Origin of the sequence: Aromatoleum toluvorans (assembly GCF_012910905.1) — a bacterium.
Taxonomy (GTDB): domain Bacteria; phylum Pseudomonadota; class Gammaproteobacteria; order Burkholderiales; family Rhodocyclaceae; genus Aromatoleum; species Aromatoleum toluvorans.
In genome coordinates this window covers 74,466-99,667 of record NZ_WTVN01000006.1, presented here as the reverse complement: position 1 = coordinate 99,667, position 25,202 = coordinate 74,466, and the positions used below count along the sequence as shown (strand labels likewise).

Here is a 25,202-nt window from a genome sequence, read left to right as displayed (position 1 = left end):
TTCGGGGAGGCCCGTCCGCTCAGTTTCGGTGCCTCATCGGCGGCGTCCGCCCAGCAGCGAACCGAGCAGGCCGCGCACGATCTCGCGCCCGACCGAACTGCCTATCGTGCGCACGACGGTCTTTGCCGCGACCTCGACCAGCCCCTCGCGCTTGCCGCCGCGCGGCCCGGTCGAACCGAAGAGGATGTCGCTCATGCCGCCCAGCATGCCCCCGCCCGCCTGCGCTGCCGGCGCCTGTCCCGCCGGCGCACCGGCGGGGGTCCCGGCCGTGCCGGCGCCGCCCTGCCCGCGCAACCTCTCGTAGGCCGATTCGCGGTCGAGCTGCTGCTCGTAATGCCCGTACAGCACCGAGCCCTGGATCGCGGCCTTGCGCTCCTCGGGCGTCATCGGGCCGAGACGCGACGCGGGTGCGATCACGAAGGCGCGCTCGACGACGTCCGGGCGGCCCTTGTCGTCGAGGAAGGACACCAATGCCTCGCCCACGCCCAGTTCGGTGATCGCGGTCGCGGCGTCGAAGGCCGGGTTCGCGCGCATCGTTTCGGCCGCGGTCTTCACCGCCTTCTGGTCGCGCGGCGTGAAGGCGCGCAGCGCATGCTGCACGCGGTTGCCGAGCTGGCCGAGCACCGTCTCGGGCACGTCGAGCGGGTTCTGCGTGACGAAGTACACGCCGACGCCCTTCGAGCGGATCAGGCGCACGACCTGCTCGACCTTCTCGACCAGCGCCTTGGGCGCGTCGCTGAACAGCAGGTGCGCCTCGTCGAAGAAGAACACCAGCTTGGGCTTGTCCAGGTCGCCGACTTCGGGCAGCTGCTCGAAGAGCTCCGCCAGCATCCACAGCAGGAAAGTCGAATACAGCTTGGGCGAGTGGTAGAGCTTGTCCGCCGCGAGGATGTTGATCACGCCGCGGCCCTCGCCGTCGGTCTGGATCAGGTCGGCGAGATCCAGCATCGGCTCGCCGAAGAAGCTGTCGCCGCCTTCCTGCTCCAGCGCCAGCAGGCCGCGCTGGATCGCGCCGATCGACGCCGCGGAGACGTTGCCGTATTCGGTCGTGAAGGACTTCGCGTTGTCGCCGACGTGCTGGATCATCGCCCGCAGGTCCTTCAGGTCGAGCAGCAGCAGGCCGCTGTCGTCGGCGATCTTGAACACCAGCTGCAGCACACCCGCCTGCGTGTCGTTGAGGTTCAGCAGGCGCGCGATCAGCAGCGGCCCCATGTCGGAGATCGTCGCGCGCACGGGGTGCCCGCCTGCGCCGAAGACGTCCCAGAACACCACCGGGTTCGCGCGCGGCGTGTATTCGGTGATGCCCAGCGCCGCGAGGCGCTGCATCAGCTTGTCGGACGCGACACTCGCGGCGCCGGCCCCCGACAGGTCGCCCTTCACGTCGGCGAGGAACACCGGCACGCCGATGGACGAAAAGGCCTCGGCCATCTTCTGCAGCGTCACGGTCTTGCCGGTGCCGGTCGCGCCGGTGATGAGTCCGTGGCGGTTGGCCAGGCGGGGCAACAGGGTGATGTCCTTCTGGGCGTTCTTTGCAATCAACAGTGGTTCGGCCATTTCGGATGCCTCATGGGTACGTTCAGGGCGGATTCGGTACAGCAGCGGCGCATCGCGCGCCGCTCAGGGCGGCGAGCGGAAATCGCACAGGCTCGCGCAGCGCTCGTAGGCGTCCTCGCACGCGGCCGTGCGCGGCGCGCAGGCGCGCAGGCGTGCGCCACAGCCGCGCACGCAGGCGTTCCATTCGGGCTGCGCCGGCGTCGGGCGCGTGAGGATGCGGCGGGCGGCGGTCTCCGCGGCGCAGGCGCGCAGCGCGAAGGCTCGCGGCGGCCCCGGGACGCGCTCCCACTCCCCGTCGGCGAACTTCAGGTCGCGCTCGAGCGCGTCGATGCGCGCCGCATCGAGCAGCCCCGAGCGCAGCAGTGACGCGAGGCCGTGGCAGTCGGCGCGCCGCGCATCGGCTTCCGAACGCGCACCGGCGAGCGGCTGGCCGAGATTGTGGCGGGCGCATTCGTGTGCGAACAGGAACAGCCGCGTCTCGGGCTGCAATCGCGGCAACGCGGACTCGTTGTAGCGGATCTCGGGCGCGCCCGGCCGGCTGGCCACGACGCGGTCGAGGGCGGGATCGCTCACCGCGGCCACGGCACGGCCGTCGGCGTCCGTGCAGCCGTGGTAGGTCGTCTGCTCCTGGGCCTGCGCCCATCCGCCCGCGCACAGCTGCGCGAGTACTGCGACCAGCATGAGCCTGCGCCGCATCGTCTCTCCCTTCGCATCGCGCCGTCGCGTCACGCCGGCCCTCCGGCATGCACGACCGCAAATAATGACGGGAATCTACCAGAGCAGGCCGCCGCCGGGACAGCCCGCAAGCAGTGAAGTCGCGGGCAGCGCGCCTGTATAATGCCCGCGGTTCTGTTCTTTCAACGCCACCCGGCAGGATTCGAGGTTTTTATGGCTGGTCATTCCAAATGGGCCAACATCCAGCACCGCAAGGGCCGTCAGGACGCCAAGCGGGGCAAGGTCTTCACCAAGCTGATCAAGGAAATCACCGTCGCCGCGCGCATGGGCGGAGGCGACCCGAACTTCAACCCGCGCCTGCGCCTCGCCGTCGATAACGCGAAGACGCAGAACATGCCGGGCGAGAACATCGACCGCGCGATCAAGCGTGGCACCGGCGAACTCGAAGGCGTGAGCTACGAGGAAGTGCGCTACGAGGGTTACGGCATCGCCGGCGCCGCGGTGATGGTCGACTGCCTCACCGACAACAAGACCCGCACCGTCGCCGACGTGCGCCATGCCTTCTCCAAGTACGGCGGCAACATGGGCACCGATGGCTGCGTCGCGTTCCAGTTCAAGCACTGCGGCCAGCTGATGTTCGCCCCGGGCACGAGCGAGGACGCGCTGATGGAAGCCGCGCTCGAGGCCGGCGCCGAGGACGTGATCCCCAACGACGACGGCTCGATCGAGGTCGTCACGGCGCCGTACGAGTTCTCCAGCGTGAAGGACGCGCTCGAGAAGGCCGGCTTCAAGGCCGAGTTCGGCGAAGTGACGATGAAGCCGCTGAACGAGACCGAACTCACCGGCGACGACTCCGTGCGCATGCAGAAGCTGCTCGATGCGCTGGAGTCGCTCGACGACGTGCAGAACGTGTATACGTCGGCAGTGCTGGACGACGAGGAATAAGCCTCCCGCCTCACCATCGCCACAAGCAGGGCCGCCACGGGGCGGCCCTGTGCTTTTTGCCCCCGTACTTCGGTATCCGCTCGGCAATATCGATCACGCACAGGTACTATCGTGCACTTTCGATTCTCCGCCGCCGACCGATGCCCCCACAGCCTTCCCGCCTCACCGCCGCGGCCCCGCTGCTGTTCGTGCTGCTGTGGAGCACCGGCTTCCTCGGCGCGAAGTTCGGCCTGCCCTACGCGGAGCCGCTGACCTTCCTGAGCACGCGCTACGTGCTGGTGATCACGCTGATGGGCGCCCTGGCGCTGGCGATGCGCGCACCGTGGCCGCGCGACTGGCGCCAGGTCGCGCATATCGGCATCGCCGGCCTGCTGGTGCAGGCGACCTACCTCGGTGGCGTATTCATGTCGATCCACCGCGGCCTGCCGGCCGGCGTCACCTCGCTGGTGGTCGGCATGCAGCCCCTGCTGACCGCGCTCGGCGCGGGCTGGCTGCTGCGCGAACGGGTCACGCCGCGCCAGTGGACGGGCCTCGCGCTCGGCTTCGCGGGCGTCACGCTGGTCGTCAGCAACAAGGTCGGCGTCGGCACCGGCGGGGATCTCGGCTGGATGCTGATGCCGGCACTGGCGGCGCTGGCCGGCATCACCTGCGGCACGCTGTACCAGAAGCGCTTCTGCCCGAGCTTCGACCTGCGCACCGGCGCGGTGATGCAGTTCATCCCCAGCCTGGCCGTCACCGCCTTCCTCGCCAGCCGCACCGAGACGATGCATGTCGCCTGGAGCGGCGACTTCGTCTTCGCCCTGCTGTGGCTCGTGCTGGTGCTGTCGCTGGGCGCGATCAGCCTGCTCAACCTGCTGATCCGCAGTGGCAGCGCGGTGAAGGTCGCGAGCCTGTTCTACCTGACGCCGCCCACCACCGCGCTGCTGGCCTGGCTGCTGTTCGGCGAGACGCTGACGGGGCTCGCGCTCGTCGGCATGGCCGTGGCGGTGGCCGGGGTGTGGCTCGCGCGCAAGATTTGACACCGGCCATGGACAGCCATGGTGCCGGTGTCATACGGCTTGCTCCTGTACGATGCCTCCGTCGGCGCGCCGGGAATTCGTTTTCCCGGCGCGCCGAATCGGCTGTGCGATTCTGCCTCCGGTCTAGTCGTCCTCAGCCGGCAGCAGGTGCCCGCGGATCACCCCGCCCGGATGGGCGACGGAGTGAACGTTGACGTACACGTTGCCGGCCCGGATCGCTGCGACGAACGCCGCAAGGCCCGTCCCGCACACGGGGTGGTCAATCACGCTGGCATCGGTCAGCGTGGCGTTGGCAATCCACTTCCCATCGACATCGTAACCGCGCTCGGGGGTCACCCAGTGCGCGAGGGACACCACGATAGGGCCGTTCTCGCCGGGCACGCCGCAATGCAGGTGGGACCCGATGATGCTCATCCCGTCCCGGACCACCAGCCTGACCTCGGCTTCATTCGCCAAGCTGTCGAACTCGAGCCTGAACTTGCCGATGGTGTCGGTAACGACTGGCGGGACCTCCTGATCCCCGGTCAACATGGCCTTGAACGTTTCCGTTTCTGCAGCCCAGACAACCGGGGAAATGGCGAACACCGCGAGAGCCAGCGCAGCGATGCGCCGGCAACCGCTTCGAGTACCGAAGTTCGTTTGTTTCATTTTCGTTCTCCTCTCTCCGTGGGTATGACCGCGATCACGATGCGGTCGCCTCGCAACGGGTCAGGCCAGCGGTCCTGGTGCCGAATGCCGCAAGAGGGAGGGGTGTGCTGGGCGCAGGCCCGGTCATGAAATCCGCCCGGCCCGCGCGAGTTCGAGGGGGCCGATTGCCGGCCCTGCACCCCCCGATTCCGGAGTGCATCGGACAGAACGCGCCCGTCTGATCCGATTTGAATTTAACCGTAGGCAATACACCGCCGGTTGCAAGAATTTCACCCCCGCATCGGCGCATGTTTGCAGTAACAGTTGGTAACTGCCTGCAACGGGACTGCCGGTCGGACAGGACCGTTACGCGCAACGCGGAATCCCTGCCACTGCGCGCGCAGCGTCCGATCTCCGTGATATCCACAATGCGGAAATTCACACTGCCCACAAAATGGGCTTATGGAAATAATCGCGCCACAAATGGAGGAGAAAACCGTGGCCAAGACACCGCTTTACCGTTCGCTGTATTTCCAGGTCATCGTCGCCATCGTCATCGGCGTGCTGCTCGGGCACTTCCATCCCGAGACCGGCGCGGCCATGAAGCCGCTGGGTGACGGCTTCATCAAGCTGATCAAGATGATCATCGCCCCGATCATCTTCTGCACCGTCGTCGTCGGCATCGCCGGCATGGAGGACATGAAGAAGGTCGGCAAGACCGGCGGCCTCGCGCTGCTTTACTTCGAGGTTGTCAGCACCATCGCACTCCTCATCGGCCTCGTGATCGTCAACGTCGTCCAGCCCGGCGCCGGCATGAACATCGATCCGACGACGCTCGACACGAAGGCGCTCGCCGCCTACACCGACCCCAAGAAGATGCAGGGCACCGTCGAGTTCCTGCTCAACGTGATCCCGACGACCGTCGTCGACGCCTTCGCGAAAGGCGAAATCCTGCAGGTGCTGATGTTCTCGGTGCTGTTCGGCTTCGCGCTGCACAAGTTCGGCGGCCGCGGCACGCTGGTGTTCGACTTCATCGAGAAGTTCTCGCACGTGCTGTTCGGCATCGTCGGCTACATCATGAAGGTCGCCCCGATCGGCGCGTTCGGCGCGATGGCCTTCACGATCGGCAAGCACGGCGTCGGCGCCCTCGCCCAGCTCGGGATGCTGATGGGCACTTTCTACCTGACCTGCATCGTGTTCATCTTCGGCGTGCTGGGCCTGATCGCCCGCATCCACGGCTTCTCGGTCGTGAAGCTGATCGCCTACATCAAGGAAGAGCTGCTGATCGTGCTCGGCACTTCGTCGTCGGAATCGGCACTGCCGCGCCTCATGGCGAAGATGGAAAACCTGGGCTGCAAGAAGTCGACCGTCGGCCTCGTGATCCCGACCGGCTACTCGTTCAACCTCGACGGCACCTCGATCTACCTGACGATGGCGGCCGTGTTCATCGCGCAGGCGACCAACACCCCGCTCGACCTCACGCAGCAGCTGACGCTGCTCGCCGTGCTGCTGCTCACCTCGAAGGGCGCCGCCGGCATCACCGGCAGCGGCTTCATCGTGCTCGCCGCGACCCTGTCGGCCGTCGGCGGCGTGCCGGTCGCCGGCCTCGCGCTGATCCTCGGCATCGACCGCTTCATGTCGGAAGCGCGCGCGCTGACCAACCTGATCGGCAACAGCGTCGCGACGGTCGTGGTGGCGAAGTGGTGCAAGGACGTCGACATGAAGACGCTCAACAGCCACCTCAACAACGAGACGCTCGAGGAAGCCAACGACCCCGAGGCCGTGCTCGACCTGCAGGACGCGCACATGGACCTGCGCCCGGCCGTGGCAAAAGTGGAGCAGCAGGCCGAATTGCCGCACCACGCAGTCCCTGCCCGGGCGTAAGCACTTCCCGGTGGCCGTTCCGCGGCCACCACGATGAAAATCGGCCCGCCGGCAAATGTCGGCGGGCCGATTGCTTTGGCAACGGCGCACGGAGCCGGGACGCCCGGCTCGCGATCCGGTCAGCCGGGCAGCAGCACGCCCGCGTTGCGGATCGCCTTCTGGTATTCGGTCGTCGATTCGTCGATGTTCTTGAGCGCACCTTCGAACTCGTTGCGCCTGGCCTGGGCATCGGCTTCGGTGCGCAGCTTCGCGGCGCGGTCGAGCATGTCCTTGAGGCGTGCATCGCGCGCACTGCCGTTCTGCACCAGCATCGGGATCAGCATGCGGTAGGTCTCGTTGCGATCCTGCTCGTAGCGGTATTCGTCGCCCTTGCTGTCGAACTGCAGCGTGCGCACCAGCGTCTCGCCGCCGCGCAGGCGTTCGATCTGGACCTTGGTGCGCAGGTAGGCATGATCGAGAATCGCGCGGCCACGCCTGGCGTTTTCGGCGCGTTCGGTATCGGCATCGCGCATCAGCTTGTCGATGACCTGCACTTCGGCCCGGCCCTTGTCGTCGTTCTTTTCGTCGGCGATGCGGGCCAGCGCGTCACGCAGCGCCTGCGTCGACTCCTTGCGTGCGGCATAGTCCTTCTGTTCCCGCGGATCGGGCGTGTCGCGGCCGGCTGCGGGCGCCGCGGGCCTGGCGGCCGGCGGCGCCGCCTGCACCATGTCCGCGATCGCGAGCTTGGCCGCCAGATAGGCGTCCTCGAGCATCAGGCGCGCATCGACGATCTTGCCGTCGGCCGCCGCGGCTTCCGCCTGCTTGATCTTGGCGTCGTTGTCCTGCACCACGCGCGAGTTGTCGACCTTCCTCTGCTCGCTGACGCGCTTGAGCGCCTTGTTGAGTTCCCTGGCGCTGTCGAGCAGGCGCGGGAAGGCGCTTTTCATGCGTGCTTCCTCGGCGGCCACGACGCGGGCCGACTGTGCGTCGGCAAGCACGTCGGCCGTCGCCAGCAGGCCGGCAGACGCGATCAGCGCAGCTCCGAGCGCATGTTTCGATCTGTTTTTCATGATTTTCCCCTCGTTTTGGCTATCCAGAGCCCGGCCTCCCCGCTCCGGGCCTCCCGGAGCATCAATCCGGAAACGGGGCAGCCACACGACTCATGTTGCCAGTCTAGCTCATTGACCATGACATGATCGTGGATTTGATCGAGACGGGGAGACGTGCCGGCCGCTGGCGACCGTCGGGGAAAGGCGGCGCCGCGCCCGCCAGGCCGCGGGATATGCCACGGTCGACGGGCGCGGGGGAACGACCCGTCGTGCGCAGGTCAGAATCCGAGACTGAGGCCGGCCTGCAGCGCCCAGGCGCGCACGTTGTCCTGTGCGACGCGGGTCGACAGTGCCAGGTTGCCGCTCAGGGCCGGCGAGAACTTGGCGCCGACACCCACCGCGGCCGTCCCCCAGGTGCGCTCGGGCGCGAAGGCCGGCAGCGCGAAGCTGTTGGCCGGCAGGCTGGCGAGGTTGGCGCGCACCGTGCGGTCGTCGTCCTCGAAGTCGTGGTGGAGGGCGACGCGCGCGTACGGCAGGTAGCGGCCGAGGTCCCAGCTCGCCTGATAGCCGATGCTGCCGACGAGGGAATCGCGGTCCTGGCTGCGGAAGGCCATCGTCGTCGAGGACTGCCCCTTCTCGGCGAAGCCGTCGACTTCGACCTGCTGCACATGCACGCCGGCGGTCGGCCCGTGCCGCAGCGCCCCGGCGCTGAAGTCGTAGCCGGCCTGCAGCCCGAGCGAGACGTTCGTGCCCGACGTGGAGCCTTTCATCGTGCGCTGCGCCGCGCCGAGCGTGACATCGCGCCGGGTGTCGTAGTCGATGTTGCCGAAGGCGCCGACGGCGGTCGCATGCAGCGGGCCGCTGCGGTAGCCGGCGTACACCGCGACGGTCTGCTCGCGCTGTTCGTAGTCGCCGCCGTCACGGGCGAAATCGGCCTCGAGCGTGGCAAGACCGAGCGCCGCACCGACGCTGAGCGAGGGCGTCACCCAGGTATCGACGCCGACCGCCAGATCGTAGGGGTCGCCGCTGGCGCCGGGGATGGCCTCGCTCGACGAATACTTCAGGCGCCCGCCGCCGAGGCTCGCCCACACGTTGCGTCCGCTCTGCCCGCGCGCCCAGGCGCCGAGCGCGAGCTGGTCCTGCACCGTGGTGTACAGCGCCTCGCGCGTGTAGAGGGGCGACTCGGCGAGCAGCGACACGGCGCCCGGCGCACGCAGCACGCTCAGCGCGTAGTCGGCGATCACGCGGTGGCCGGCAGTCGTCGGATGCACGCCGTCGGCGAACAGGAAGCTCCGGTCGGCGCCGGGTGCGATGAGATCGGCGGACGTGCACAGCAGCGAAGGCGTCGCCCCGCACGCGGGGAGCGTCACGTTCGCGAAGCCGTAGCGTGCCGGATCGGCACCGACCTCGCGCAGCAGCGCGAAGGTATCGAGCGGAATCACCTGGATGCGGGCGGCGGCGAGCCCGCCGAACAGCACCTGGTTGTAGGCGCCGACCAGCGCGGTGACGCCTGCCGCGGCCGGCCCCAGCGAGGCGCCGAAGGGCGTGGCGCCGACATCGGGCAGGTTCGGCACAAGGATGTAGCGCGCGCCTGCAGCCTGTAGGGTGCCGACGGCTGCCACCTCGTCGCTGGCAGCCGTGACGACGCCGACCAGCGGGGTGGGGGAACTTTGGAGCGCCACGAAGAGGTCGTTGGCACCGCCCCACACCGAATAGAGGGCACCGGGATCGGCGCGTCCGCCGTTCGCGGCGAGATGGGCGTCGATCTGGCTGCGGATCGGCGTGGCGAACCGGGTCGGGTTCTGGTCGGGGAAACCGGGCAGGGACGAGATGCGTGCGCCGCCCGCCGCGAAGTTCGTGCCCCCCACCACGGCCGGCCTCGCGCCGGTGCCAAGCCCAGCGGCGAGGTTCTCACTCCACACCGGCCCCGGATTGGTCGTGAAGCGGCCGGTTCCCGGCGGCAGGAAGGCGGAGAAGGTCCCCGCGTCGCTCAGGCTGTCGCCGAAGAAAATCGTGTTGCTGAAGTCGGCGGCGAGGGCGCTCGCGCTGAATGCCGCCGTGACGGCCATGCCGAGCAGTGCGGGTCTGATCATCGGGGGATCTCCGGTTTGTTATTGACGCTGCATCGGGTGGCAGCGAGAAACGGGTATCTTACCGGCATCGACCGCAATCAACCCGTTCGTCATGAAAGGATTTGTATATGAAGGCATCCGGGCGACGGAGCGCGGCCTTCCTTTAGAATGCGCGGATGAAGGAATCCTCCGCATCGCGCATCGTCGCCACCCGCATTCTCGGCCTGGACCCGGGGCTGCGCATCACCGGCTTCGGCGTCATCGACAAGCTCGGCAGCCAGCTGCGTTACGTGGCGAGCGGCTGCATCCGCACGCGTGACGGCGAACTGCCGGGGCGGCTGAAGACCCTGCTCGACGGCGTGCGCGAGGTCGTCGCGAGCTATTCGCCCGACCAGGTCGCCGTCGAGAAGGTGTTCGTGAACGTGAACCCGCAATCGACACTGCTGCTCGGGCAGGCGCGCGGGGCGGTGATCTGCGGCGCGGTGTCCTGCGACCTGGCGGTGCACGAATACACCGCGCTGCAGGTCAAGCAGGCCGTCGTCGGCTACGGCAAGGCGAACAAGGAGCAGGTGCAGCACATGGTGCAGCGCCTGCTGGCGCTCGACGGCAGCCCCGGCCCGGACGCCGCGGACGCGCTCGCCTGCGCGATCTGCCATGCGCATGGCGGCGAAGGGATGACCGGCGGGATCGGCGGACGCCGCCGCGCCGGGCGCATCCTCGTCGCCCCGGAGCGGCGCTGACGCCGGTCGCGCGGCGGCGGACTCAGACCTTGGGCAGGCGCCCCATCAGGTAGAACTCGTCGTTCGGCCGCATGCTGGTCATGTTGGCGAGGCGGTTGCTCAGCGCGAAGAAGGCGGCGATCGCGCCGATGTCCCAGATATCGGCCTCGCCGAAACCGTGTTCGCGCAGCGCGGCGAAGTCGGCCTCCTCGACCGCCGCCGCCTCGAGCGCGACCTTCATCGCGAAGTCCAGCATCGCGCGCTGGCGTGGCGTGATCTCGGCCTTGCGGTAGTTGGTCGCGACCTGGTCGGCGACGCGCGGGTTCTTCGCGCGGATGCGCAGGATCGCGCCGTGCGCGACGACGCAGTAGAGGCAGTTGTTGGCGCCCGAGGTCGCGACGACGATCATCTCGCGCTCGGCCTTGGTCAGCCCCTCGTTCTTTTCCATCAGCGCGTCGTGGTAGGCGAAGAACGCGCGGAACTCGTCCGGGCGGTGGGCGAGCGTGAGGAAGACGTTGGGCACGAAGCCCGCCTTGTCCTGCACCGCGAGGATCTTCTCGCGGATGTCGTCGGGCAGGTCCTTGAGTTCGGGGACCGGAAAACGGCTGATCGCTTGTTCGCTCACGTCACCACTCCTTTCTGGAAAACATCAGATTCTTCTTATTTTGAGATTCTATCCGCAACCCGGCCCTGCATCAGCTTCGCCGCGACCAGGCCGTTGACGAGGCCGAACAGCGTCGCGGCGGCGGCGAAGAGCGGCACGAGGTAGAACACGCCGTCGTGCGGCACGAGCCATAGCCGCGCCAGCGCGAGCTGACCGCCGATGTGCGCAAACGCAGCGAACACGCTGAGGCTCACGGGGCCGAACCAGCGGCGCGGCAGATGCATCGCGAGCCCCAGCGTCGCCAGGCTCGCGACCGCGCCCGACAGGCTGAGGAAGAAACCGGGCGCGAAGAGCTGCCCGAGCAGCAGGCTGCCGGCGAGCACGCGCAGCAGCGCGACCCACACCGCGTCGCGCCAGCCCCAGCGCGCGAGCACGATCAGCGTGACGATGTTCGCCAGCCCCGGCTTCACGCCGGGCAGCGGCAGCGGGATCGCGGCCTCGGCGACGGTCAGCACGATCGCGGCGGCGGCCAGGCGCGCGATGCGCCGGTCGTCGGGCGTCGGCACGATCTCAATAGTTGAGCGAGTCATAGTCCGCGGCACCGCCGGCGAGGCTCAGGGACACCTGGTTGGGCGCACAGATCGCGACCGCGCCCGAGCGCGTGAGCCAGCCCTGGCGCACGCAGTACTGGCGCGGCCCCGGGTCGGCGGCGACGCGCGCGCGGCCCGGGGCGATCTCGATGCGCGTGACCCCCAGCGGGCCGGGCACTTCGAGGATCTGCGCGCGGGCGAGCCCCACTTCGGCAAACACCTTGCCGCCGGCACGCACGACCGCCTTGTCCGGCGCGCCGCCGCGCCACAGCGTCAGGGCGGACAGCACGCACAGCGCGAGCGCGCCGACGAGCACCAGCCAGTCGCCCGGCCGCAGCAGGACGATCCACTCGGCCAGCCGCGCTCTCACTGATCGGTCGGCCGTGCCCCGCGATCGACGTCGCGGCGCGCAGCCGAGCGATGGCGAACGAGCACGCGGACCGATCCGGCGAAGTGCTGTCCCAGCCGCTCGGCCAGATACACCGAACGGTGCTGGCCACCGGTGCAGCCGATCGCGACGGTGAGGTAGCTGCGGTTGTCGCGCGCGTAGCTCGGCAGCCAGCCGGCGACGAAGCGGCGGATATCCTCGTACATGCGCTCGACTTCCGGCAGGTTGGCGAGGAAATCGATCACCGGTTGGTCCTTGCCGGTGAAGGGGCGCAGCAGCGGGTCGTAGTGCGGGTTGGGCAGGCAGCGCACGTCGAACACGAGGTCGGCATCGAGCGGAATGCCGTACTTGAAGCCGAAGGATTCGAACATCAGCGTGAGCCCGGCGGTGGGCTCGATCTGCATGAAGTCCTTGATCCACGCGCGCAGCGTGTTGGCCTGCAGCTCGCTCGTGTCGATGCGATGGCCCAGCGCGGCGATCGATTCGAGGGCGTCGCGCTCCTTCTGGATCGCCTCCTCGAGCGAGACCTCGTCGCTCGCCAGTGGATGGCGCCGGCGCGTTTCGGAGAAGCGCGCGAACAGCACGTCGTCGCGCGCTTCGAGAAAGATCACGCGCAGGTCGCCGACGGTTCTGCGCAGATACTCGACCTTCTGCGGCAGCGCGTCGATGTTGACGCCCGAGCGCACGTCGACGGCAACCGCGACCCGTTCGTAGCCGGTGCGGCGCAGCTCCGCGACGAGCTTCGGCAGCAGGCTCGCCGGCAAGTTGTCGACGGCGTAATAGCCGGCGTCTTCGAGCACCTTGAGTGCGACGCTCTTCCCCGAACCCGACAAGCCGCTTATCAGAACGATCTGCATGACCCCAAACTCCGCCGTGGAGCGGTGATTATCGCCAAAGCGCCCCGTGGCGGCCAGCGCGCGACGATGACACGTACGACGAAAGTCGGATCAGGCGGCGACGAGGAAGTCGCCTTCGCGCCGGGCGACGCCCGCGCGCGTCAGCTCACCGACCAGCCAGTCCGCGAGCGCGTCGGGCGCGAGGCCGAGGAAGCGGGCGTTGGCCTCGCGGTACAGCGGCACGCTGGCGAGATGCGCGGCGAGCGTGTCGATCGGCATGCTGCGCGTGTCGAGCAGCGAGAAGGTCACGCAGGCGCGGATCGCGTTGCGCGCCATGCGCGTGCCGTCCTCCTCGAAGGCGCGCAGGCGCGCAAACGCGCGCGCGAGCGCATCGTCGAACTCGACGAAAGGCGCGCCGTGGCCGGGGATCACGACGTCGACCGGCAGGCGCGCGATCGCCTCCAGCGTGCGCCGTGTCGCGCCGATGCCGTCGCCCAGGCCCAGCACCTCGGCGAACAGGATGCCGAAGCCGTCGCGCCACAGCGCGTCGCCCGAGATCAGGATGCGCCGGTCGGGGTTGTGGAACACCAGCGCATCCATGTCGTGGCCGGGCGCGGCGATCGCCTGCCACACCAGTTCGCCCATCTCCAGCGTGTCGCCCGGATGCAGCGCGCGGTCGGCGTGGAAGCGCTCGGCCGACTGCGCGGCGGTCGTCAGCAGCAGCGCGTCCTCGTCCCACGCCGCGACCGCCGGCAGCATGCCCGCCGGCACCGTGATCGCGCAGCCGAAGGTGCGCTGCAGCAGCGCATTGGCGCCGATGTGGTCGGAATGCGAATGCGTGTTGACGAGATCGGCGAGTTCCCGCCCCGCCAGCACTTCGCGCAGCAGCGCGACGGTCTGCTCGCCGTGGCTGACGTAGCCGCTGTCCACCACGGTCGCCCTGCCGCCATCGAACAGCACGACGTTGTTGGCCGACAGCCAGCCGCGTTCGAGCACGCGGATGGTGTCGGGGAGCCTGGCCGCGGCGCTCATTCGGAGCCTTCGCCGATCTGCACGGCGACGTTGTCGGGCAGCGGCGGCGCAGCCGGTTGCGGCGCCGGTTGCACCTCGGGCACGGGAACGCCGTCGATCTCCTCGGGCGTGCGCCCGCAGCCGAGACACACGCCCGAGTCCCAGTCGATCATGCACACGCCGACACACAGGGATTCGCTCACCGGACTACCCTCCTGTCGCTGTGCAACATCCTCCCCGAGGGAGGAAGAGCGCCCCCTTCGGGCGGCCGGGCGGGGGCGCTCATGCGCCCTCCGTCGAAGCGAGCGTCGGCGCCGCCGCGGCGCCCGGGTCGGCGCGGCGCTGCGCAACCCGTTCGAGGATGCGCAACTTCTCCGCGTCGTCGTGGCGGCTCCAGCGGGCGATCTCGTCGAGGCTGCGGAAACAGCCTTCGCACAGGCCGGTCGCCGCACTCATGCGGCAGATGTTGATGCAGGGGGAGGCGATGCTCATGTCGGGGTCGGGGGTGTCCTTGGGATCGGGCGCGGCGTGTTGTGTGGGTTGGTCCGCCGCTGCCCGATTGAGTTCATTGTGCGGGTGCGGCATCAGCCGGCGCACGCCGCCTTCGCGCGCTTCGCGAGCACCGCGCGGGCCACGCGGGAGGCCGGCTCGCGCCCGAGCACGCTACTGATCCAGGCCGCGATGTCGACGAGGCGTTCGAGATCGATGCCGGTCTCGATGCCGAGGCCGTTCAAGAGCCACACGACGTCCTCGGTCGCGACGTTGCCCGACGCGCCGGCCGCGTAGGGGCAGCCGCCCAGCCCGCCGACCGACGCGTCGAACACCGCAACGCCCATCTCGAGCGACGCGTAGATGTTCGCCGCCGCCATGCCGTAGGTATCGTGGTAGTGCCCGGCCAGCTGCTCCACGGGCACGCGCTTCATCACGGCTTCGAGCATGCGCGCGATGGTGGCCGGATTGCCGCTGCCAATCGTGTCGCCGAGCGACACTTCGTAGCAGCCCATCTCCATCAGGGTCGCGGCGACTTCGGCGACCTTCTCCGGTGCGACCGGCCCCTCGTAGGGGCAGCCGGCGACGCAGGACACGTAGCCGCGCACCTTCACCCCAGCCGCATGCGCCGCTTCGGTGACGGGGCGGAAGCGCTCCAGGGATTCCGCGATCGAGCAGTTGATGTTCTTCTGGCTGAAGGACTCGGACGCCGCGCCGAACACCGCGACCTCCTGCGCGCCGGCGGCGAGCGCCGCTTCGAACCCCTTGAGGTTGGGCGTCAGCACCGGATAGGCGACGCCCGGACGGCGCGCGATGCGCGCCATCACCTCGGCGTTGTCGCCCATCTGCGGTACCCATTTCGGCGACACGAAGGACGTCGCCTCGATCGTCCTCAGGCCCGCATCGGCGAGCCGCGCGATCAGCTCGACCTTGGTGTCGGTCGCGACGACCAGCTTCTCGTTCTGCAGCCCGTCGCGCGGGCCGACCTCGACGATGCGTACGCTTTTCGGCAATGGCACGATCTTCTCCTCGCTGTTACTGCGCCGGAATCCACGCCGCCGGACGCTTCGACAGGAAGGCGTCGAGCCCCTCCTTCGCTTCCGGCGTCGCGCGCAGGCTGGAGATGCGGCGCGCGGTGTCCTCGACGAGCTCGTCCGACACCGGCCGGTTCGCGACCGCGCGGATCAGGTCCTTCGCCGCCGCCTGCGCCTTCGGCCCGCCCTGCAGCAGCGCGGTCACGATCTCGGCGACCTTCGCATCGAGTTCCTCGGCCGCGACGACTTCGTGCGCGAGGCCGATCTCGCCCGCGCGCCCGGCGGAAATCCGCTCCGCCGACTGGAAGTAGCGGTAGGACTGGCGCTCGCCGATCGCACGGATCACGTAGGGGCTGATCGCCGACGGGATGATGCCGAATTTCACTTCGGAGGTCGCGAACACCGCCTTGTCCGACGCCACGCAGATGTCGCACGCGGACGCGAGGCCCATGCCGCCACCGAGCGCCGCGCCCTGCACGCGCGCGATCGTGGGTTTGCGCATCTCGGACAGCGTACGCAGCATGCCCGCGAGCTTGCGTGCGTCGGCGAGGTTCTCCTCGACGCTCGCTTCGCCCGCGGCCTTCATCCAGTTGAGGTCGGCGCCGGCGGAAAAGCTCTTGCCGCGCCCGGCGAGCACCACGACGCGCACCGCGTCGTCGGCATCGAGCTCACGGCAGGCCGCAGTGATGTCGGCGATCAGTTGCGCGTTAAAGGCGTTATGGACGTCCGGACGGTTCATCCAGATCGTCGCGACGCCCTGTTCGAGCGCGATTTCGAGGGTTTCGTAGGTCAAGATCGTCTCCTGTATCGTGGCGCCGGCGCTCTGCATGGCGCCGGTCGATGACGCATAAAGGATCCCGCGGGACGCCGGGGGCATCGAGAGGAAGGCTGCAGGGAGAACCCCCAGGCGCCTGCTCCCGCAGGATCGGAAAACACTGCCGTGGCCGCGCGATGTGCGAGGGCGGATGAGCCGAAGGCGTTATCCGCCGAATGAAGCGGGCGGAAACCCGCATGCGGCGGAAGGCGCTACGCTTTTCCGCCCTACGTGGGCTACGGCAACTTGCTGCTCAAACCGCCAGAGAACGGCCGATCACGAGACGCTGGATGTCGCTCGCACCTTCGTAGATCTGGCACACCCGCACGTCGCGGTAGATGCGCTCGACCGGGAAGTCGCTGACGTAGCCGTAGCCGCCGTGGATCTGGATCGCATCCGAGCACACCTTCTCGGCCATCTCGGAAGCGAACAGCTTCGCCATCGACGCTTCCTTCAGGCAGGGCCGACCGGCGTCCTTCAGGCTCGCGGCGTGCCACACGAGCTGGCGCGCGGCTTCCAGTTGCGTCGCCATGTCGGCGAGGCGGAAGTTCACCGCCTGGTGCTCGAAGATCGGCTTGCCGAAGGTCTCGCGCTCGTGGGCGTACTTCACCGCCGCCTCCAGCGCCGCCCGCGCCATGCCCAGGCACTGCGCGGCAATGCCGATGCGGCCCGCTTCGAGGTTCGACAGCGCGATCTTGTAACCTTCGCCTTCGGCACCGAGCAACGCACCGGCCGGCACGCGGCAGTTCTCGAACAGGATCTGCGCGGTGTCGGAGGCCTTCTGGCCCATCTTCTCCTCGATGCGCGCGACGATGTAGCCCGGGGTGTCCGTCGGCACGAGGAAGCACGAGATGCCCTTCTTCCCGGCGGTCTTGTCGGTCACCGCGAACACGATCGCGACGTCGGCCTCGCGGCCGGTGGTGATGAACTGCTTCACGCCGTTGATGACCCACGAGTCACCGTCACGCACAGCCGTCGTTTTCAATGCGGACGCGTCGGAGCCCACGTGCGGCTCGGTCAGGCAGAAGCAGCCGAGCTTCTCGCCGCGCGCGAGCGGCTTCAGCCACTCCTCCTTCTGCGCATCGTTGCCGTAGCGGTTCGGGATGCCGCAGGCGAGCGAGTTCTGCACGCTGACGATGGTCGAGGTCGCGCCGTCGCCGGCCGCGATCTCTTCCAGCGCGAGCACCAGGCTCACGTAGTCCATGCCCGCGCCACCCCACTGCTCGGGCACGACCATGCCCAGCGCGCCGAGCTCAGCCAGTTCCTTCAGGGCTTCGCGCGGGAAGGTGTGGTTGCGGTCCCATTCGGCGGCGAAGGGCGCAAGGCGCTCCTGCGCGAAGGCGCGCAGGGAGTCGCGGATCATTTCCTGTTCTTGCGTGAGGATCATTTACGCGAGCTCCACCGCAACCGCCGTCGCCTCGCCGCCGCCGATGCACAGGCTGGCGACGCCGCGCTTCTTGCCGTACTTCTTCAGCGCACCGAGCAGCGTGACGAGGATGCGCGCGCCCGAAGCGCCGATCGGATGACCCAGCGCGCAGGCGCCGCCATGCACGTTGACCTTGTCGTGCGGCAGGTCGAGCTCCTTCATCGCCGCCATCGTGACCACCGCGAAGGCTTCGTTGATCTCCCACAGGTCGACCTGGTCCTTGGTCCAGCCGGCCTTCGCCAGCACCTTCTGCATCGCACCGACCGGGGCGGTCGTGAACCAGGCGGGTTCCTGCGCGTGGGTCGCGTGACCGACGATGGTCGCGAGCGGCTTCAGGCCCAGCTTGTCGGCGGTCGAGCGGCGCATCATCACGAGGGCGGCCGCGCCGTCGGAGATCGAGCTCGAGTTCGCGGCGGTCACCGTGCCGTCCTTCGCGAACGCCGGTTTCAGGCCGGCGATCTTGTCGATCTGCGCCTTCGGCGGCTGCTCGTCCTTGTCGATGACGATGTCGCCCTTGCGGCCCGACACGGTCACCGGAGCGACTTCCCACGCGAAGCTGCCGTCCTTGATCGCGGCCTGCGCGCGCGTCGTGGAAGCGATCGCGAACTCGTCCTGTGCAGCACGCGTGAAGTCAAAGTGGCTGGCGCAATCTTCGGCGAAGGTACCCATCAGGCGCCCCTTCGTTTCCTTCTTGTAGCTGTCCTCGAGGCCGTCATAGAACATGTGGTCGAGCAGCTGGCCATGGCCGAGGCGATAGCCGCCGCGCGCCTTCGGCAGCATGTAGGGCGCGTTCGACATCGACTCCATGCCGCCCGCGACCATCACGTCATTGGTGCCCGCCACCAGCAGGTCGTGCGCGAGCATCGTCGCCTTCATGCCCGAGCCGCACACCTTGCTGATCGTCGTGCAGCCCGCGGACAGCGGCAGGCCCGCGCCGAGCGCCGCCTGGCGGGCCGGCGCCTGGCCGACACCCGCGGGCAGCACGCAGCCCATCAGCACCTCCTGAACCTGCTCGGGAGTGATCCCGGCGCGCTCGACGGCGGCCTTGATCGCGACAGCGCCCAGCTGCGGGCCGGTCAGGCCGGACAGCTCGCCCTGGAAACCGCCCATCGGCGTACGCGCGGCGGAAACGATAACGACGGGATCACTCATGCTTCTCTCCTGTAAAACGTCTTGGTTACCCGGCTCTCAGGCCAGTGATTCCAGTGCCGCGACATAGCGCGGCATCAAGTCTTCCGGACGGCGCACGTTCAGTCCCAGGTCGCGCACCAGTCCGTCCTTCAATCCGTAGATCCATGCATGCACCGTCAGCGGCTGGCCGCGGCGCCATGCGTCCTGCACCACCACCGTCTGGCACACGTTCACGACCTGTTCCAGCGCGTTCAGCTCGCACAGGCGGTCGTGCGCGAGCTCCGCGGGCAACGCGTCGACCGCCTTCTGGTGCTTCACATGCACGTCCTGCACGTGCCGCAGCCACAGGTCGACCAGCCCGATGCGCTCGCGCATCAGCGCGGATTTCACGCCGCCGCAGCCGTAATGGCCGACCACCATGATGTGCTTGACCTTCAGCACATCGACGGCGAACTGGATCACCGACAGGCAGTTGAGGTCGGTATGCACGACCACGTTCGCGACGTTGCGATGCACGAAGACCTCGCCCGGCAACAGGCCGATGATCTGGTTCGCCGGCACGCGCGAATCGGAGCAGCCGATCCACAAATATTCCGGCGACTGCAGCTTCGACAGCTTCTCGAAGAAACCGGGATCGACCTGCTGCATGCGCTGCGCCCAGGCGCGGTTGAAATCGAACAGATGGAACAGGTTCTCGTTCGCGACCTCCTCCTCGGACCAGTTCTCGAGGTCGAGCGCCAGGAACAGCGTGCCCTCGACCGGCGTCGGGTAATACGCCGGCGCCTCGGTAAAGCCGAGTTCGCGATACAGCTTCACCGCGATGCGCATCGCGGGCAGCGTGTCGAGCATCATGCGGCGGTAGCCGAGCGACTTCGCCGTGCGGATCGCCGCCAGTACCAGGTCGCGCCCGATTCCCAGCCCGCGGAACGTCGGCTCGACGTACAGGCGCTTCATCTCGCAGATGCCTTCCGAGTACGGCCGCAGGCCCACGCATCCGGCCGGCTTGCCCTCGCACTCCGCGTAGAACAGCCGCCCCTCGGGAGCCGAATACGGGCCGGGCAGCGACGCCATTTCCTCGCCGAAGCCCTGGAACCCCAGGTCCACACAGAGCCACGCCGCGTAATTGCGGAAAAACTGGCGCACGTGCTCCAGTTCCACCTTGTCATCAACAGTCAGTACGCGAAGCTTCGCCGTCATCGTCACTCCCAGGAACAGTCACAGCGGGTGCGTCCCCGCTCGCGGATTATCGGTGTGCGCAGCGGACCGGAGGTCCCGCCGCATGCGCGTGCCCGCCGCTCACGGAAGCGGACGCGCCCAACTCACCATCCTGCCACAATCCGCGCACATCCCCGCACGCCACGGAAAGGCATGGGCGCCGCGAAATTCGTCACGCCGACCCGTACCGTCCCTACCGTTCCCGTTGTAATTACGTTTACGTCAACGTAAACTAACCGTCAAAAAAATCAAGCCCCGGCGCGCATGCGGCGCACGACTTCCGCGCGCTCCTCGGCGGCACGCGACGTATCGTGGCCGAGCAGTTCCGAGCACTGCTTTTCCAGCGAATCGATCTCGCCCAGCACCGCCTCGATGTCCTCGCGCTGCTGTTCGAGCGCCGCGCGGCGGTCGGCGAGCACGACGAGAAAACGCAGCAGCTGGGGCGCCGAATTGCCCACGCCGCCGTGCATCTCGATCAGCTCCTTGATCTCGGCGAGCGACAGGCCCAGGCGCTTGCCGCGCAGCGTGAGCTTGAGGCGCGTGCGGTCGGACTTGGAGTACACCCGGGTGCGGCCGGCGCGCGTCGGCTTCAGCAGGCCCTGGTCCTCGTAGAAGCGGATCGCCCGCGGGGTCACGTCGAATTCCCGCGCAAGTTCCGTGATGGTATAGGTCTGTTCGCTTGCCATTGGCCGATTGCTCGAAGTAAAACGGTCGGACACCGACCGTGTTTTTGCCGGAGCCGCCCCGACAGGGCGGAAAAGTTAATCAGAATTCAGGGGTTTGGGCAATGCTCGCGAGCCCCCGCCGACCGAGAGAGACGCAAATGACGACCTTGCAGGATCTGCAGTACCCGTTTCCCGACACCCCCGGCGCAGCCGAAGTGCGGCAGGTGGCGCCCGGCGTGGGCTGGGTCCGCATGCCCTTACCCTTCGTGCTGAACCACATCAACCTGTGGCTGCTCGACGACGGCGACGCGCTGACCGTCGTCGATACCGGCTTCGGCATCGACGCGGTGCGCGACAACTGGAGCGCGATCCTCGATCGCGACCCGCGCCCGCTGTCGCGCGTGCTCGTCACCCACAGCCATCCCGACCACCTCGGCCTCGCCGCGTGGCTCGCCGAACGCAACGGCGCGCCGGTCGTCATGACGCAGGGCGAGTTCTTCAACGGCCACGCAATCTGGAACGAAATCGCGGGCACCGCGGTGGATGAGATGGTCGCGCACTTCGCCGCGCACGGGCTGGACCCCGCACGCCAGGGGGCGCTGCGCGACCGCGGCAACTCCTATCGCCGCGGCGTGCCGGCGCTGCCCAAGTCCTATCAGCGGATCTTCGACGGCGACGTCGTCCACATCGGCGGCCGCGACTGGCACGTGATCGTCGGCTTCGGCCATTCCCCCGAACACGCGAGCCTGTATTGCGAGTCGCTCGGAGTGCTCATTTCGGGCGATATGCTGCTACCGCGCATCTCGACAAACGTCAGCGTTTACGCCCTCACGCCCGAGGACGACCTGCTCGGCTGGTTTCTCGAATCATTAAATCGCTTCAAGGACTTGCCGGACGATACGCTCGTGCTACCATCACACGGGCATCCGTTCCGCGGCATCCGTGCGCGCATCGCCCAACTCGAGGCGCACCACCGTGAACGCTGCAGTGCACTATTGAAAGAGATCGAGACCCCCCGCAGCGCAGGGGAACTGCTATCGACGCTGTTCCCCCGCGAACTGGATACGCATCAGGTCATGTTCGCCATGGGAGAGGCGATTGCCCACCTCAACTACCTTGCCGCGCGCGGCGAGGTCCGCAGGGTGGGCGACCGGACCAGCATCATCCGATTCGAAAAAACAGCTGAAGCTTGAAGAGAGGAGCAAGAACAGAATGGCCGCACCCACCCCCGAGACCGTGTTCGCCGACCTGCCCGACCCCAAGGAAGTCGCGAAGACCTACTCCGAAGTCGCCCAGCGGGCCTCGCACCTCATCAGCGAACACGTCCAGCGCCAGCTGAAGAAAGGCGTCGCCACCCCCAGCGACGAGCTGGGCATCGCCCAGGCTTTCATGGACATGATGGCCAAGCTGCTCGCCAACCCGTACAAGCTGGCGCAGTCGCAGATGAACCTGGTGTGGGACTACTTCTCGCTGTGGCAGCACTCGATGCTGCGCGTGATGGGCATGCACGGCACGCCGATCGCCCAGCCGGACAAGGCCGACAAGCGCTTCAAGGACGAGCAGTGGGAAGAGCATTTCCTGTTCGACTTCATCAAGCAGTCCTACCTGATCGCCGCGCGCCACGTACATGACACGGTGTGCTGCGTCGACGGCCTCGACGAGCAGACGCAGAAGAAGGTCAATTTCTACACCCGCCAGTACATCGACGCGCTGTCGCCGTCGAACTTCGCGCTGACCAACCCGGAAGTGTTCCGCGAGACGGTCAAGAGCAACGGCCAGAACCTGATCAAGGGCCTGAACAACCTGCTGCGCGACATGGAAGACGGCGGCGGCCAGCTGCGCGTCAAGATGACCGACACCAGCGCCTTCGAGCTGGGCAAGAACGTCGGCACGACGCCGGGCAAGGTCGTGTTCCAGACCGACATGATGCAGCTGATCCAGTACTCGCCGACGACCGAGAAGGCCTACAAGCGTCCGCTGCTGATCGTGCCGCCATGGATCAACAAGTTCTACATCCTCGACCTGCGCGAGAAGAACTCGTACGTGAAGTGGTGCGTCGACCAGGGCCACACGGTGTTCGTGATCTCGTGGGTGAACCCGGACGAGCGCCTCGCGGACAAGACCTTCGAGTCCTACGTGCTCGAAGGCGTCGTCGCGGCGCTGGACGCGATCGAGAAGCAGACCGGCGAGAAGGAAGTGAACGCCTGCGGCTACTGCCTGGGCGGCACCCTGCTGGCGACCACGCTCGCCTACCTCGCGGGCAAGAAGCAGAAGCGCATCGCCGCCGCGACCTTCTTCACGACCATGACCGACTTCGCCGAGCCGGGCGAGCTGGGCGTGTTCATCGACGAAGGCCAGGTGTCCAGCCTCGAGAAGAAGATGTTCGAGCGCGGCTACCTCGAAGGCGCCGAGATGGCGGGCACCTTCAACATGATGCGCGCGAACGACCTGATCTGGTCCTTCGTCGTCAATAACTACCTGATGGGCAAGGATCCCTTCCCCTTCGACCTGCTGTACTGGAACTCCGACTCGACGCGCATGCCGGCGAAGATGCACAGCTTCTACCTGCGCGCGATGTACATGGAAAACCGCCTCGTCCAGCCCGGCGGCATCGAGGTCGATGGCGTGCTGATCGACCTCGGCAAGATCAAGGTCCCCTGCTACTTCATCTCGACGCTGGAAGACCACATCGCCCCGTGGAAGAGCACCTACGCCGGCGCGACGAACTTCGGCGGTCCGGTGCGCTTCGTGCTGGGCGGCTCGGGCCACATCGCCGGCATCGTCAACCCGCCGGTGGCCAACAAGTACGGCTACTGGCTGAACCCCGCCGCGAAGCTCGCCGAAACCGCCGACAAGTGGTTCGAGGGCGCCGAGCACCAGCCGGGTTCGTGGTGGACCGACTGGCAGGCCTGGCTCACCGCGCACGACTCGGAACAGACCGACGTGCGCGATCCGGCGAAGGGCAAGCTGAAGGTGCTCGAGGACGCGCCGGGCTCCTACGTCAAGATCCGTATCGACGCCCAGGAAGCCGCCTGATTCCTGTCCGTCAGGGATGAAGCCGAGGGGGCATCGCCCCCTCGATTTCGTTTACCGCCTGCCGATGGCCACCGCTCCTGTGCCGCCCCTGCCCGCGCCTTCGACCCTGCGCCTCGTGCTCGATACCAACACCGTGATGGCGCTGTGGGTGTTCGAGGATCCCCGGCTCGCGCCGCTACGCGCGCTCGTCGACACCGGCGCGCCGGTGCTGCTCGCGAACGACGCGACGCTCGAGGAGCTGCGCCGCGTGCTCGCCTACCGCCAGTTCGGCATTGCGCCCGAGCGCCAGGACGCGCTCTGCGCCGCCTACGCGGCCCGCGCGGCCATACTGCCGGCGCAGGACGACGCCAGCGCCCCGCCGCTGCCCGCATGCCGGGACGGCGACGACCAGAAGTTCCTGACGCTCGCACGCGACGGCGGCGCGACCCACCTCGTCAGCCGCGACAAGCTGCTGCTGAAGCTCAACCGCCATCGCCTCATCCGGCCGCTGTTCGCGATCCTGACGCCGGAAGCCTTCGTCGCGGCGCTGGCCGCGGCCTGAGGACCGCCTCCTCAGCGCAGACGGCGGCGCAGCGCGGCGAGATAACGCATGCCGTCGATCGCGCGGCTGCCGTACCAGGACGCCATCTCGCCATCGATCATCGCCACCGGCCGCCCCGACAGCGCCTTCACTTCGTCGAGATGGGTCTCGTCGAAGCGGTAGGGTTCGCTCGACAGGAACACGCGCGTGGCGCGCCCCATCCACGGCGCCTGCCAGTCGACCTCCGGATAGCGTGCGCCCGCCTCCGCCGGCAGCGTGTCCCAGCCCACGGCGGCCAGCGTCGCGGAGATGTAGGTTTCGCGCGTGACCGTCATCCACGGCGCGCGCCAGATGAGGTAGAGCACCTCCTCCCGCGGCAGCTCGCGCGCGACCGCCTGCGCTTCCGCGAGCGCGCCTTCCAGGACCGTCACGAGCTGCTCCGCGCGGGCGGCGCACTGGAACACGCCGCCGAAGAGGCGATACAGCGTGATGTTGTCCGTCGGCGTACAGGGATGCGTGACGATCACGTTGGGCACGAAGGCGGCCAGTTCCTCGACCGTCTCGCGCCGGTTCTCGTCGATATTGACGATCAGGTGCGTCGGCGCGAGCTCCCGCACGGCATCGATCTTCACGTCCTTCGTGCCGCCGACCTTGGGGACGAGCTTCAGCACACTGCGCGGATGCACGCAAAAACCCGTACGCCCGACCAGGCGATCGGCCAGGCCGAGGTCGCACACCAGTTCGGTCAGCGAGGGCACGAGCGAGACGATGCGGACCTCGCCGGCGGCCGGCCGGTGTTCGGTGCCGATCGCATCGCGCAGGGGCAACGCCAAGTCCGGTGATAGGGAGTGACTCATCGGCAACCTCGCGGGATGATGGAGAGGGGATCACAGGCGATTGTAGGGCAGTCGCGGCAGCCG

The 25,202-nt window shown here is 68.0% G+C and carries 26 protein-coding genes; 7 read left to right on the top strand and 19 right to left on the bottom strand.

The genetic code is table 11. The features are described from left to right. Nucleotides 1-33: 33 nt before the first annotated feature. Both GPA22_RS06050 and GPA22_RS06045 read right to left on the bottom strand, forming a co-directional pair. Complete coding sequence (locus GPA22_RS06050) at nt 34-1,554, bottom strand: helicase HerA-like domain-containing protein (protein WP_169255196.1); 1,521 nt, start codon at nt 1,552-1,554, stop codon at nt 34-36. A 63-nt stretch (nt 1,555-1,617) separates the two neighbouring features. Next, complete coding sequence (locus GPA22_RS06045; RefSeq protein WP_246264105.1) at nt 1,618-2,235, bottom strand: hypothetical protein; 618 nt, start codon at nt 2,233-2,235, stop codon at nt 1,618-1,620. Nucleotides 2,236-2,442: 207 nt separating this feature from the next. Here GPA22_RS06045 and GPA22_RS06040 point away from each other — a divergent pair, with 207 nt between their 5' ends. Together GPA22_RS06040 and GPA22_RS06035 are read left to right on the top strand one after the other, a co-directional pair. Continuing rightward, nucleotides 2,443-3,174 carry a YebC/PmpR family DNA-binding transcriptional regulator gene (locus GPA22_RS06040; protein WP_169255194.1) on the top strand — a complete coding sequence of 244 codons (732 nt, stop codon included), beginning with the start codon at nt 2,443-2,445 and terminating at the stop codon, nt 3,172-3,174. A gap of 140 nt (nt 3,175-3,314) precedes the next feature. Then, on the top strand, nt 3,315-4,193 hold the full coding sequence (locus GPA22_RS06035) for a DMT family transporter (RefSeq protein ID WP_169255193.1): 879 nt from the start codon (nt 3,315-3,317) through the stop codon (nt 4,191-4,193). Between the two features lie 123 nt (nt 4,194-4,316). Here the strand turns inward: GPA22_RS06035 and GPA22_RS06030 are convergent, their stop codons facing one another. After that, a complete protein-coding gene (locus tag GPA22_RS06030; RefSeq protein ID WP_169255192.1) occupies nt 4,317-4,841 on the bottom strand; it encodes a CHRD domain-containing protein in 525 nt (174 codons plus the stop codon). A 477-nt stretch (nt 4,842-5,318) separates the two neighbouring features. Between GPA22_RS06030 and GPA22_RS06025 the strand changes: the two genes are divergently transcribed. Continuing rightward, a complete protein-coding gene (locus GPA22_RS06025) occupies nt 5,319-6,704 on the top strand; it encodes a dicarboxylate/amino acid:cation symporter (protein ID WP_343035960.1) in 1,386 nt (461 codons plus the stop codon). Between the two features lie 119 nt (nt 6,705-6,823). On the opposite strand, the gene GPA22_RS06020 is transcribed toward GPA22_RS06025, so the two are convergent. Then, complete coding sequence (locus tag GPA22_RS06020; RefSeq protein WP_169255190.1) at nt 6,824-7,753, bottom strand: hypothetical protein; 930 nt, start codon at nt 7,751-7,753, stop codon at nt 6,824-6,826. 257 nt (nt 7,754-8,010) lie between these two features. Beyond that, nucleotides 8,011-9,825 carry an autotransporter domain-containing protein gene (locus GPA22_RS06015; protein WP_169255189.1) on the bottom strand — a complete coding sequence of 605 codons (1,815 nt, stop codon included), beginning with the start codon at nt 9,823-9,825 and terminating at the stop codon, nt 8,011-8,013. 155 nt (nt 9,826-9,980) lie between these two features. Here GPA22_RS06015 and ruvC point away from each other — a divergent pair, with 155 nt between their 5' ends. Further along, complete coding sequence (gene ruvC / locus GPA22_RS06010) at nt 9,981-10,544, top strand: crossover junction endodeoxyribonuclease RuvC (protein ID WP_169255188.1); 564 nt, start codon at nt 9,981-9,983, stop codon at nt 10,542-10,544. Between the two features lie 22 nt (nt 10,545-10,566). On the opposite strand, the gene GPA22_RS06005 is transcribed toward ruvC, so the two are convergent. The 13 genes from GPA22_RS06005 to GPA22_RS05945 all read right to left on the bottom strand — a co-directional run bounded on the left by GPA22_RS06005 (nt 10,567) and on the right by GPA22_RS05945 (nt 20,747). Continuing rightward, nucleotides 10,567-11,148 (bottom strand): peroxidase-related enzyme, encoded by a 582-nt coding sequence (locus GPA22_RS06005; protein WP_169255187.1) that lies wholly within the window; start codon nt 11,146-11,148, stop codon nt 10,567-10,569. A 35-nt stretch (nt 11,149-11,183) separates the two neighbouring features. Further along, a complete protein-coding gene (locus GPA22_RS06000; RefSeq protein WP_211168963.1) occupies nt 11,184-11,717 on the bottom strand; it encodes a Gx transporter family protein in 534 nt (177 codons plus the stop codon). Further along, a complete protein-coding gene (locus tag GPA22_RS05995; RefSeq protein ID WP_169255186.1) occupies nt 11,698-12,087 on the bottom strand; it encodes a NusG domain II-containing protein in 390 nt (129 codons plus the stop codon). Before GPA22_RS05995 ends, GPA22_RS06000 begins: the two co-directional genes overlap by 20 nt. Beyond that, a complete protein-coding gene (rapZ, locus tag GPA22_RS05990; protein WP_169255185.1) occupies nt 12,084-12,962 on the bottom strand; it encodes an RNase adapter RapZ in 879 nt (292 codons plus the stop codon). Before rapZ ends, GPA22_RS05995 begins: the two co-directional genes overlap by 4 nt. 90 nt (nt 12,963-13,052) lie before the next feature. Next, nucleotides 13,053-13,973, bottom strand: a complete 921-nt coding sequence (locus GPA22_RS05985) for an MBL fold metallo-hydrolase (RefSeq protein WP_169255184.1) — start codon at nt 13,971-13,973, stop codon at nt 13,053-13,055. Beyond that, entirely contained in the window at nt 13,970-14,125 is a 156-nt protein-coding gene (locus GPA22_RS05980) for a DUF1289 domain-containing protein (protein WP_169255261.1), read from the bottom strand. The genes GPA22_RS05985 and GPA22_RS05980 overlap by 4 nt, the downstream gene beginning before the upstream one ends. A 109-nt stretch (nt 14,126-14,234) precedes the next feature. Then, a complete protein-coding gene (locus GPA22_RS05975) occupies nt 14,235-14,444 on the bottom strand; it encodes a DUF1289 domain-containing protein (protein WP_169255183.1) in 210 nt (69 codons plus the stop codon). A 92-nt stretch (nt 14,445-14,536) separates the two neighbouring features. Beyond that, complete coding sequence (locus GPA22_RS05970; RefSeq protein ID WP_169255182.1) at nt 14,537-15,460, bottom strand: hydroxymethylglutaryl-CoA lyase; 924 nt, start codon at nt 15,458-15,460, stop codon at nt 14,537-14,539. Between the two features lie 16 nt (nt 15,461-15,476). Beyond that, a complete protein-coding gene (locus GPA22_RS05965; RefSeq protein ID WP_169255181.1) occupies nt 15,477-16,268 on the bottom strand; it encodes an enoyl-CoA hydratase/isomerase family protein in 792 nt (263 codons plus the stop codon). A gap of 274 nt (nt 16,269-16,542) precedes the next feature. Further along, nucleotides 16,543-17,676 (bottom strand): acyl-CoA dehydrogenase, encoded by a 1,134-nt coding sequence (locus GPA22_RS05960; RefSeq protein WP_169255180.1) that lies wholly within the window; start codon nt 17,674-17,676, stop codon nt 16,543-16,545. Next, nucleotides 17,677-18,867 (bottom strand): acetyl-CoA C-acetyltransferase, encoded by a 1,191-nt coding sequence (locus tag GPA22_RS05955; RefSeq protein ID WP_169255179.1) that lies wholly within the window; start codon nt 18,865-18,867, stop codon nt 17,677-17,679. A 36-nt stretch (nt 18,868-18,903) separates the two neighbouring features. After that, the gene (can, locus tag GPA22_RS05950) at nt 18,904-20,043 is read right to left on the bottom strand and encodes a carbonate dehydratase (protein WP_169255178.1); all 1,140 of its coding nucleotides are present in this window, start codon (nt 20,041-20,043) and stop codon (nt 18,904-18,906) included. A 266-nt stretch (nt 20,044-20,309) separates the two neighbouring features. Beyond that, nucleotides 20,310-20,747 carry a MerR family transcriptional regulator gene (locus GPA22_RS05945; protein ID WP_169255177.1) on the bottom strand — a complete coding sequence of 146 codons (438 nt, stop codon included), beginning with the start codon at nt 20,745-20,747 and terminating at the stop codon, nt 20,310-20,312. Between the two features lie 137 nt (nt 20,748-20,884). Between GPA22_RS05945 and GPA22_RS05940 the strand changes: the two genes are divergently transcribed. From GPA22_RS05940 to GPA22_RS05930, 3 genes are all read left to right on the top strand, one after another. Further along, nucleotides 20,885-21,919: an MBL fold metallo-hydrolase gene (locus GPA22_RS05940; protein ID WP_169255176.1), complete on the top strand. Its 1,035-nt coding sequence runs from the start codon at nt 20,885-20,887 to the stop codon at nt 21,917-21,919. A gap of 19 nt (nt 21,920-21,938) precedes the next feature. After that, nucleotides 21,939-23,762, top strand: a complete 1,824-nt coding sequence (locus GPA22_RS05935) for a PHA/PHB synthase family protein (RefSeq protein ID WP_169255175.1) — start codon at nt 21,939-21,941, stop codon at nt 23,760-23,762. A 64-nt stretch (nt 23,763-23,826) separates the two neighbouring features. Continuing rightward, the gene (locus GPA22_RS05930; protein WP_169255174.1) at nt 23,827-24,303 is read left to right on the top strand and encodes a PIN domain-containing protein; all 477 of its coding nucleotides are present in this window, start codon (nt 23,827-23,829) and stop codon (nt 24,301-24,303) included. A gap of 11 nt (nt 24,304-24,314) precedes the next feature. On the opposite strand, the gene GPA22_RS05925 is transcribed toward GPA22_RS05930, so the two are convergent. Continuing rightward, nucleotides 24,315-25,139, bottom strand: coding sequence for a helical backbone metal receptor (locus tag GPA22_RS05925; RefSeq protein WP_169255173.1), 825 nt, complete (start codon nt 25,137-25,139; stop codon nt 24,315-24,317). Nucleotides 25,140-25,202: the final 63 nt, after the last annotated feature.

Excerpts from the sequence above, each read along its gene's own strand:
- GPA22_RS06015 (WP_169255189.1), bottom strand. The coding sequence starts at position 9,825 with ATGATCAGACCCGCACTGCTCGGCATGGCCGTCACGGCGGCATTCAGC.
- GPA22_RS06000 (WP_211168963.1), bottom strand. The coding sequence starts at position 11,717 with ATGACTCGCTCAACTATTGAGATCGTGCCGACGCCCGACGACCGGCGC.
- GPA22_RS06020 (WP_169255190.1), bottom strand. The coding sequence starts at position 7,753 with ATGAAAAACAGATCGAAACATGCGCTCGGAGCTGCGCTGATCGCGTCT.
- GPA22_RS06040 (WP_169255194.1), top strand. The coding sequence starts at position 2,443 with ATGGCTGGTCATTCCAAATGGGCCAACATCCAGCACCGCAAGGGCCGT.
- rapZ (WP_169255185.1), bottom strand. The coding sequence starts at position 12,962 with ATGCAGATCGTTCTGATAAGCGGCTTGTCGGGTTCGGGGAAGAGCGTC.
- ruvC (WP_169255188.1), top strand. The coding sequence starts at position 9,981 with ATGAAGGAATCCTCCGCATCGCGCATCGTCGCCACCCGCATTCTCGGC.
- GPA22_RS05960 (WP_169255180.1), bottom strand. The coding sequence starts at position 17,676 with ATGATCCTCACGCAAGAACAGGAAATGATCCGCGACTCCCTGCGCGCC.
- GPA22_RS06035 (WP_169255193.1), top strand. The coding sequence starts at position 3,315 with ATGCCCCCACAGCCTTCCCGCCTCACCGCCGCGGCCCCGCTGCTGTTC.
- GPA22_RS05940 (WP_169255176.1), top strand. The coding sequence starts at position 20,885 with ATGACGACCTTGCAGGATCTGCAGTACCCGTTTCCCGACACCCCCGGC.
- GPA22_RS06045 (WP_246264105.1), bottom strand. The coding sequence starts at position 2,235 with ATGCTGGTCGCAGTACTCGCGCAGCTGTGCGCGGGCGGATGGGCGCAG.
- GPA22_RS06030 (WP_169255192.1), bottom strand. The coding sequence starts at position 4,841 with ATGAAACAAACGAACTTCGGTACTCGAAGCGGTTGCCGGCGCATCGCT.
- GPA22_RS06050 (WP_169255196.1), bottom strand. The coding sequence starts at position 1,554 with ATGGCCGAACCACTGTTGATTGCAAAGAACGCCCAGAAGGACATCACC.
- GPA22_RS05930 (WP_169255174.1), top strand. The coding sequence starts at position 23,827 with ATGGCCACCGCTCCTGTGCCGCCCCTGCCCGCGCCTTCGACCCTGCGC.
- GPA22_RS05975 (WP_169255183.1), bottom strand. The coding sequence starts at position 14,444 with ATGAGCATCGCCTCCCCCTGCATCAACATCTGCCGCATGAGTGCGGCG.
- GPA22_RS05985 (WP_169255184.1), bottom strand. The coding sequence starts at position 13,973 with ATGAGCGCCGCGGCCAGGCTCCCCGACACCATCCGCGTGCTCGAACGC.
- GPA22_RS05935 (WP_169255175.1), top strand. The coding sequence starts at position 21,939 with ATGGCCGCACCCACCCCCGAGACCGTGTTCGCCGACCTGCCCGACCCC.
- can (WP_169255178.1), bottom strand. The coding sequence starts at position 20,043 with ATGACGGCGAAGCTTCGCGTACTGACTGTTGATGACAAGGTGGAACTG.
- GPA22_RS05925 (WP_169255173.1), bottom strand. The coding sequence starts at position 25,139 with ATGAGTCACTCCCTATCACCGGACTTGGCGTTGCCCCTGCGCGATGCG.
- GPA22_RS05980 (WP_169255261.1), bottom strand. The coding sequence starts at position 14,125 with ATGATCGACTGGGACTCGGGCGTGTGTCTCGGCTGCGGGCGCACGCCC.
- GPA22_RS05955 (WP_169255179.1), bottom strand. The coding sequence starts at position 18,867 with ATGAGTGATCCCGTCGTTATCGTTTCCGCCGCGCGTACGCCGATGGGC.
- GPA22_RS05945 (WP_169255177.1), bottom strand. The coding sequence starts at position 20,747 with ATGGCAAGCGAACAGACCTATACCATCACGGAACTTGCGCGGGAATTC.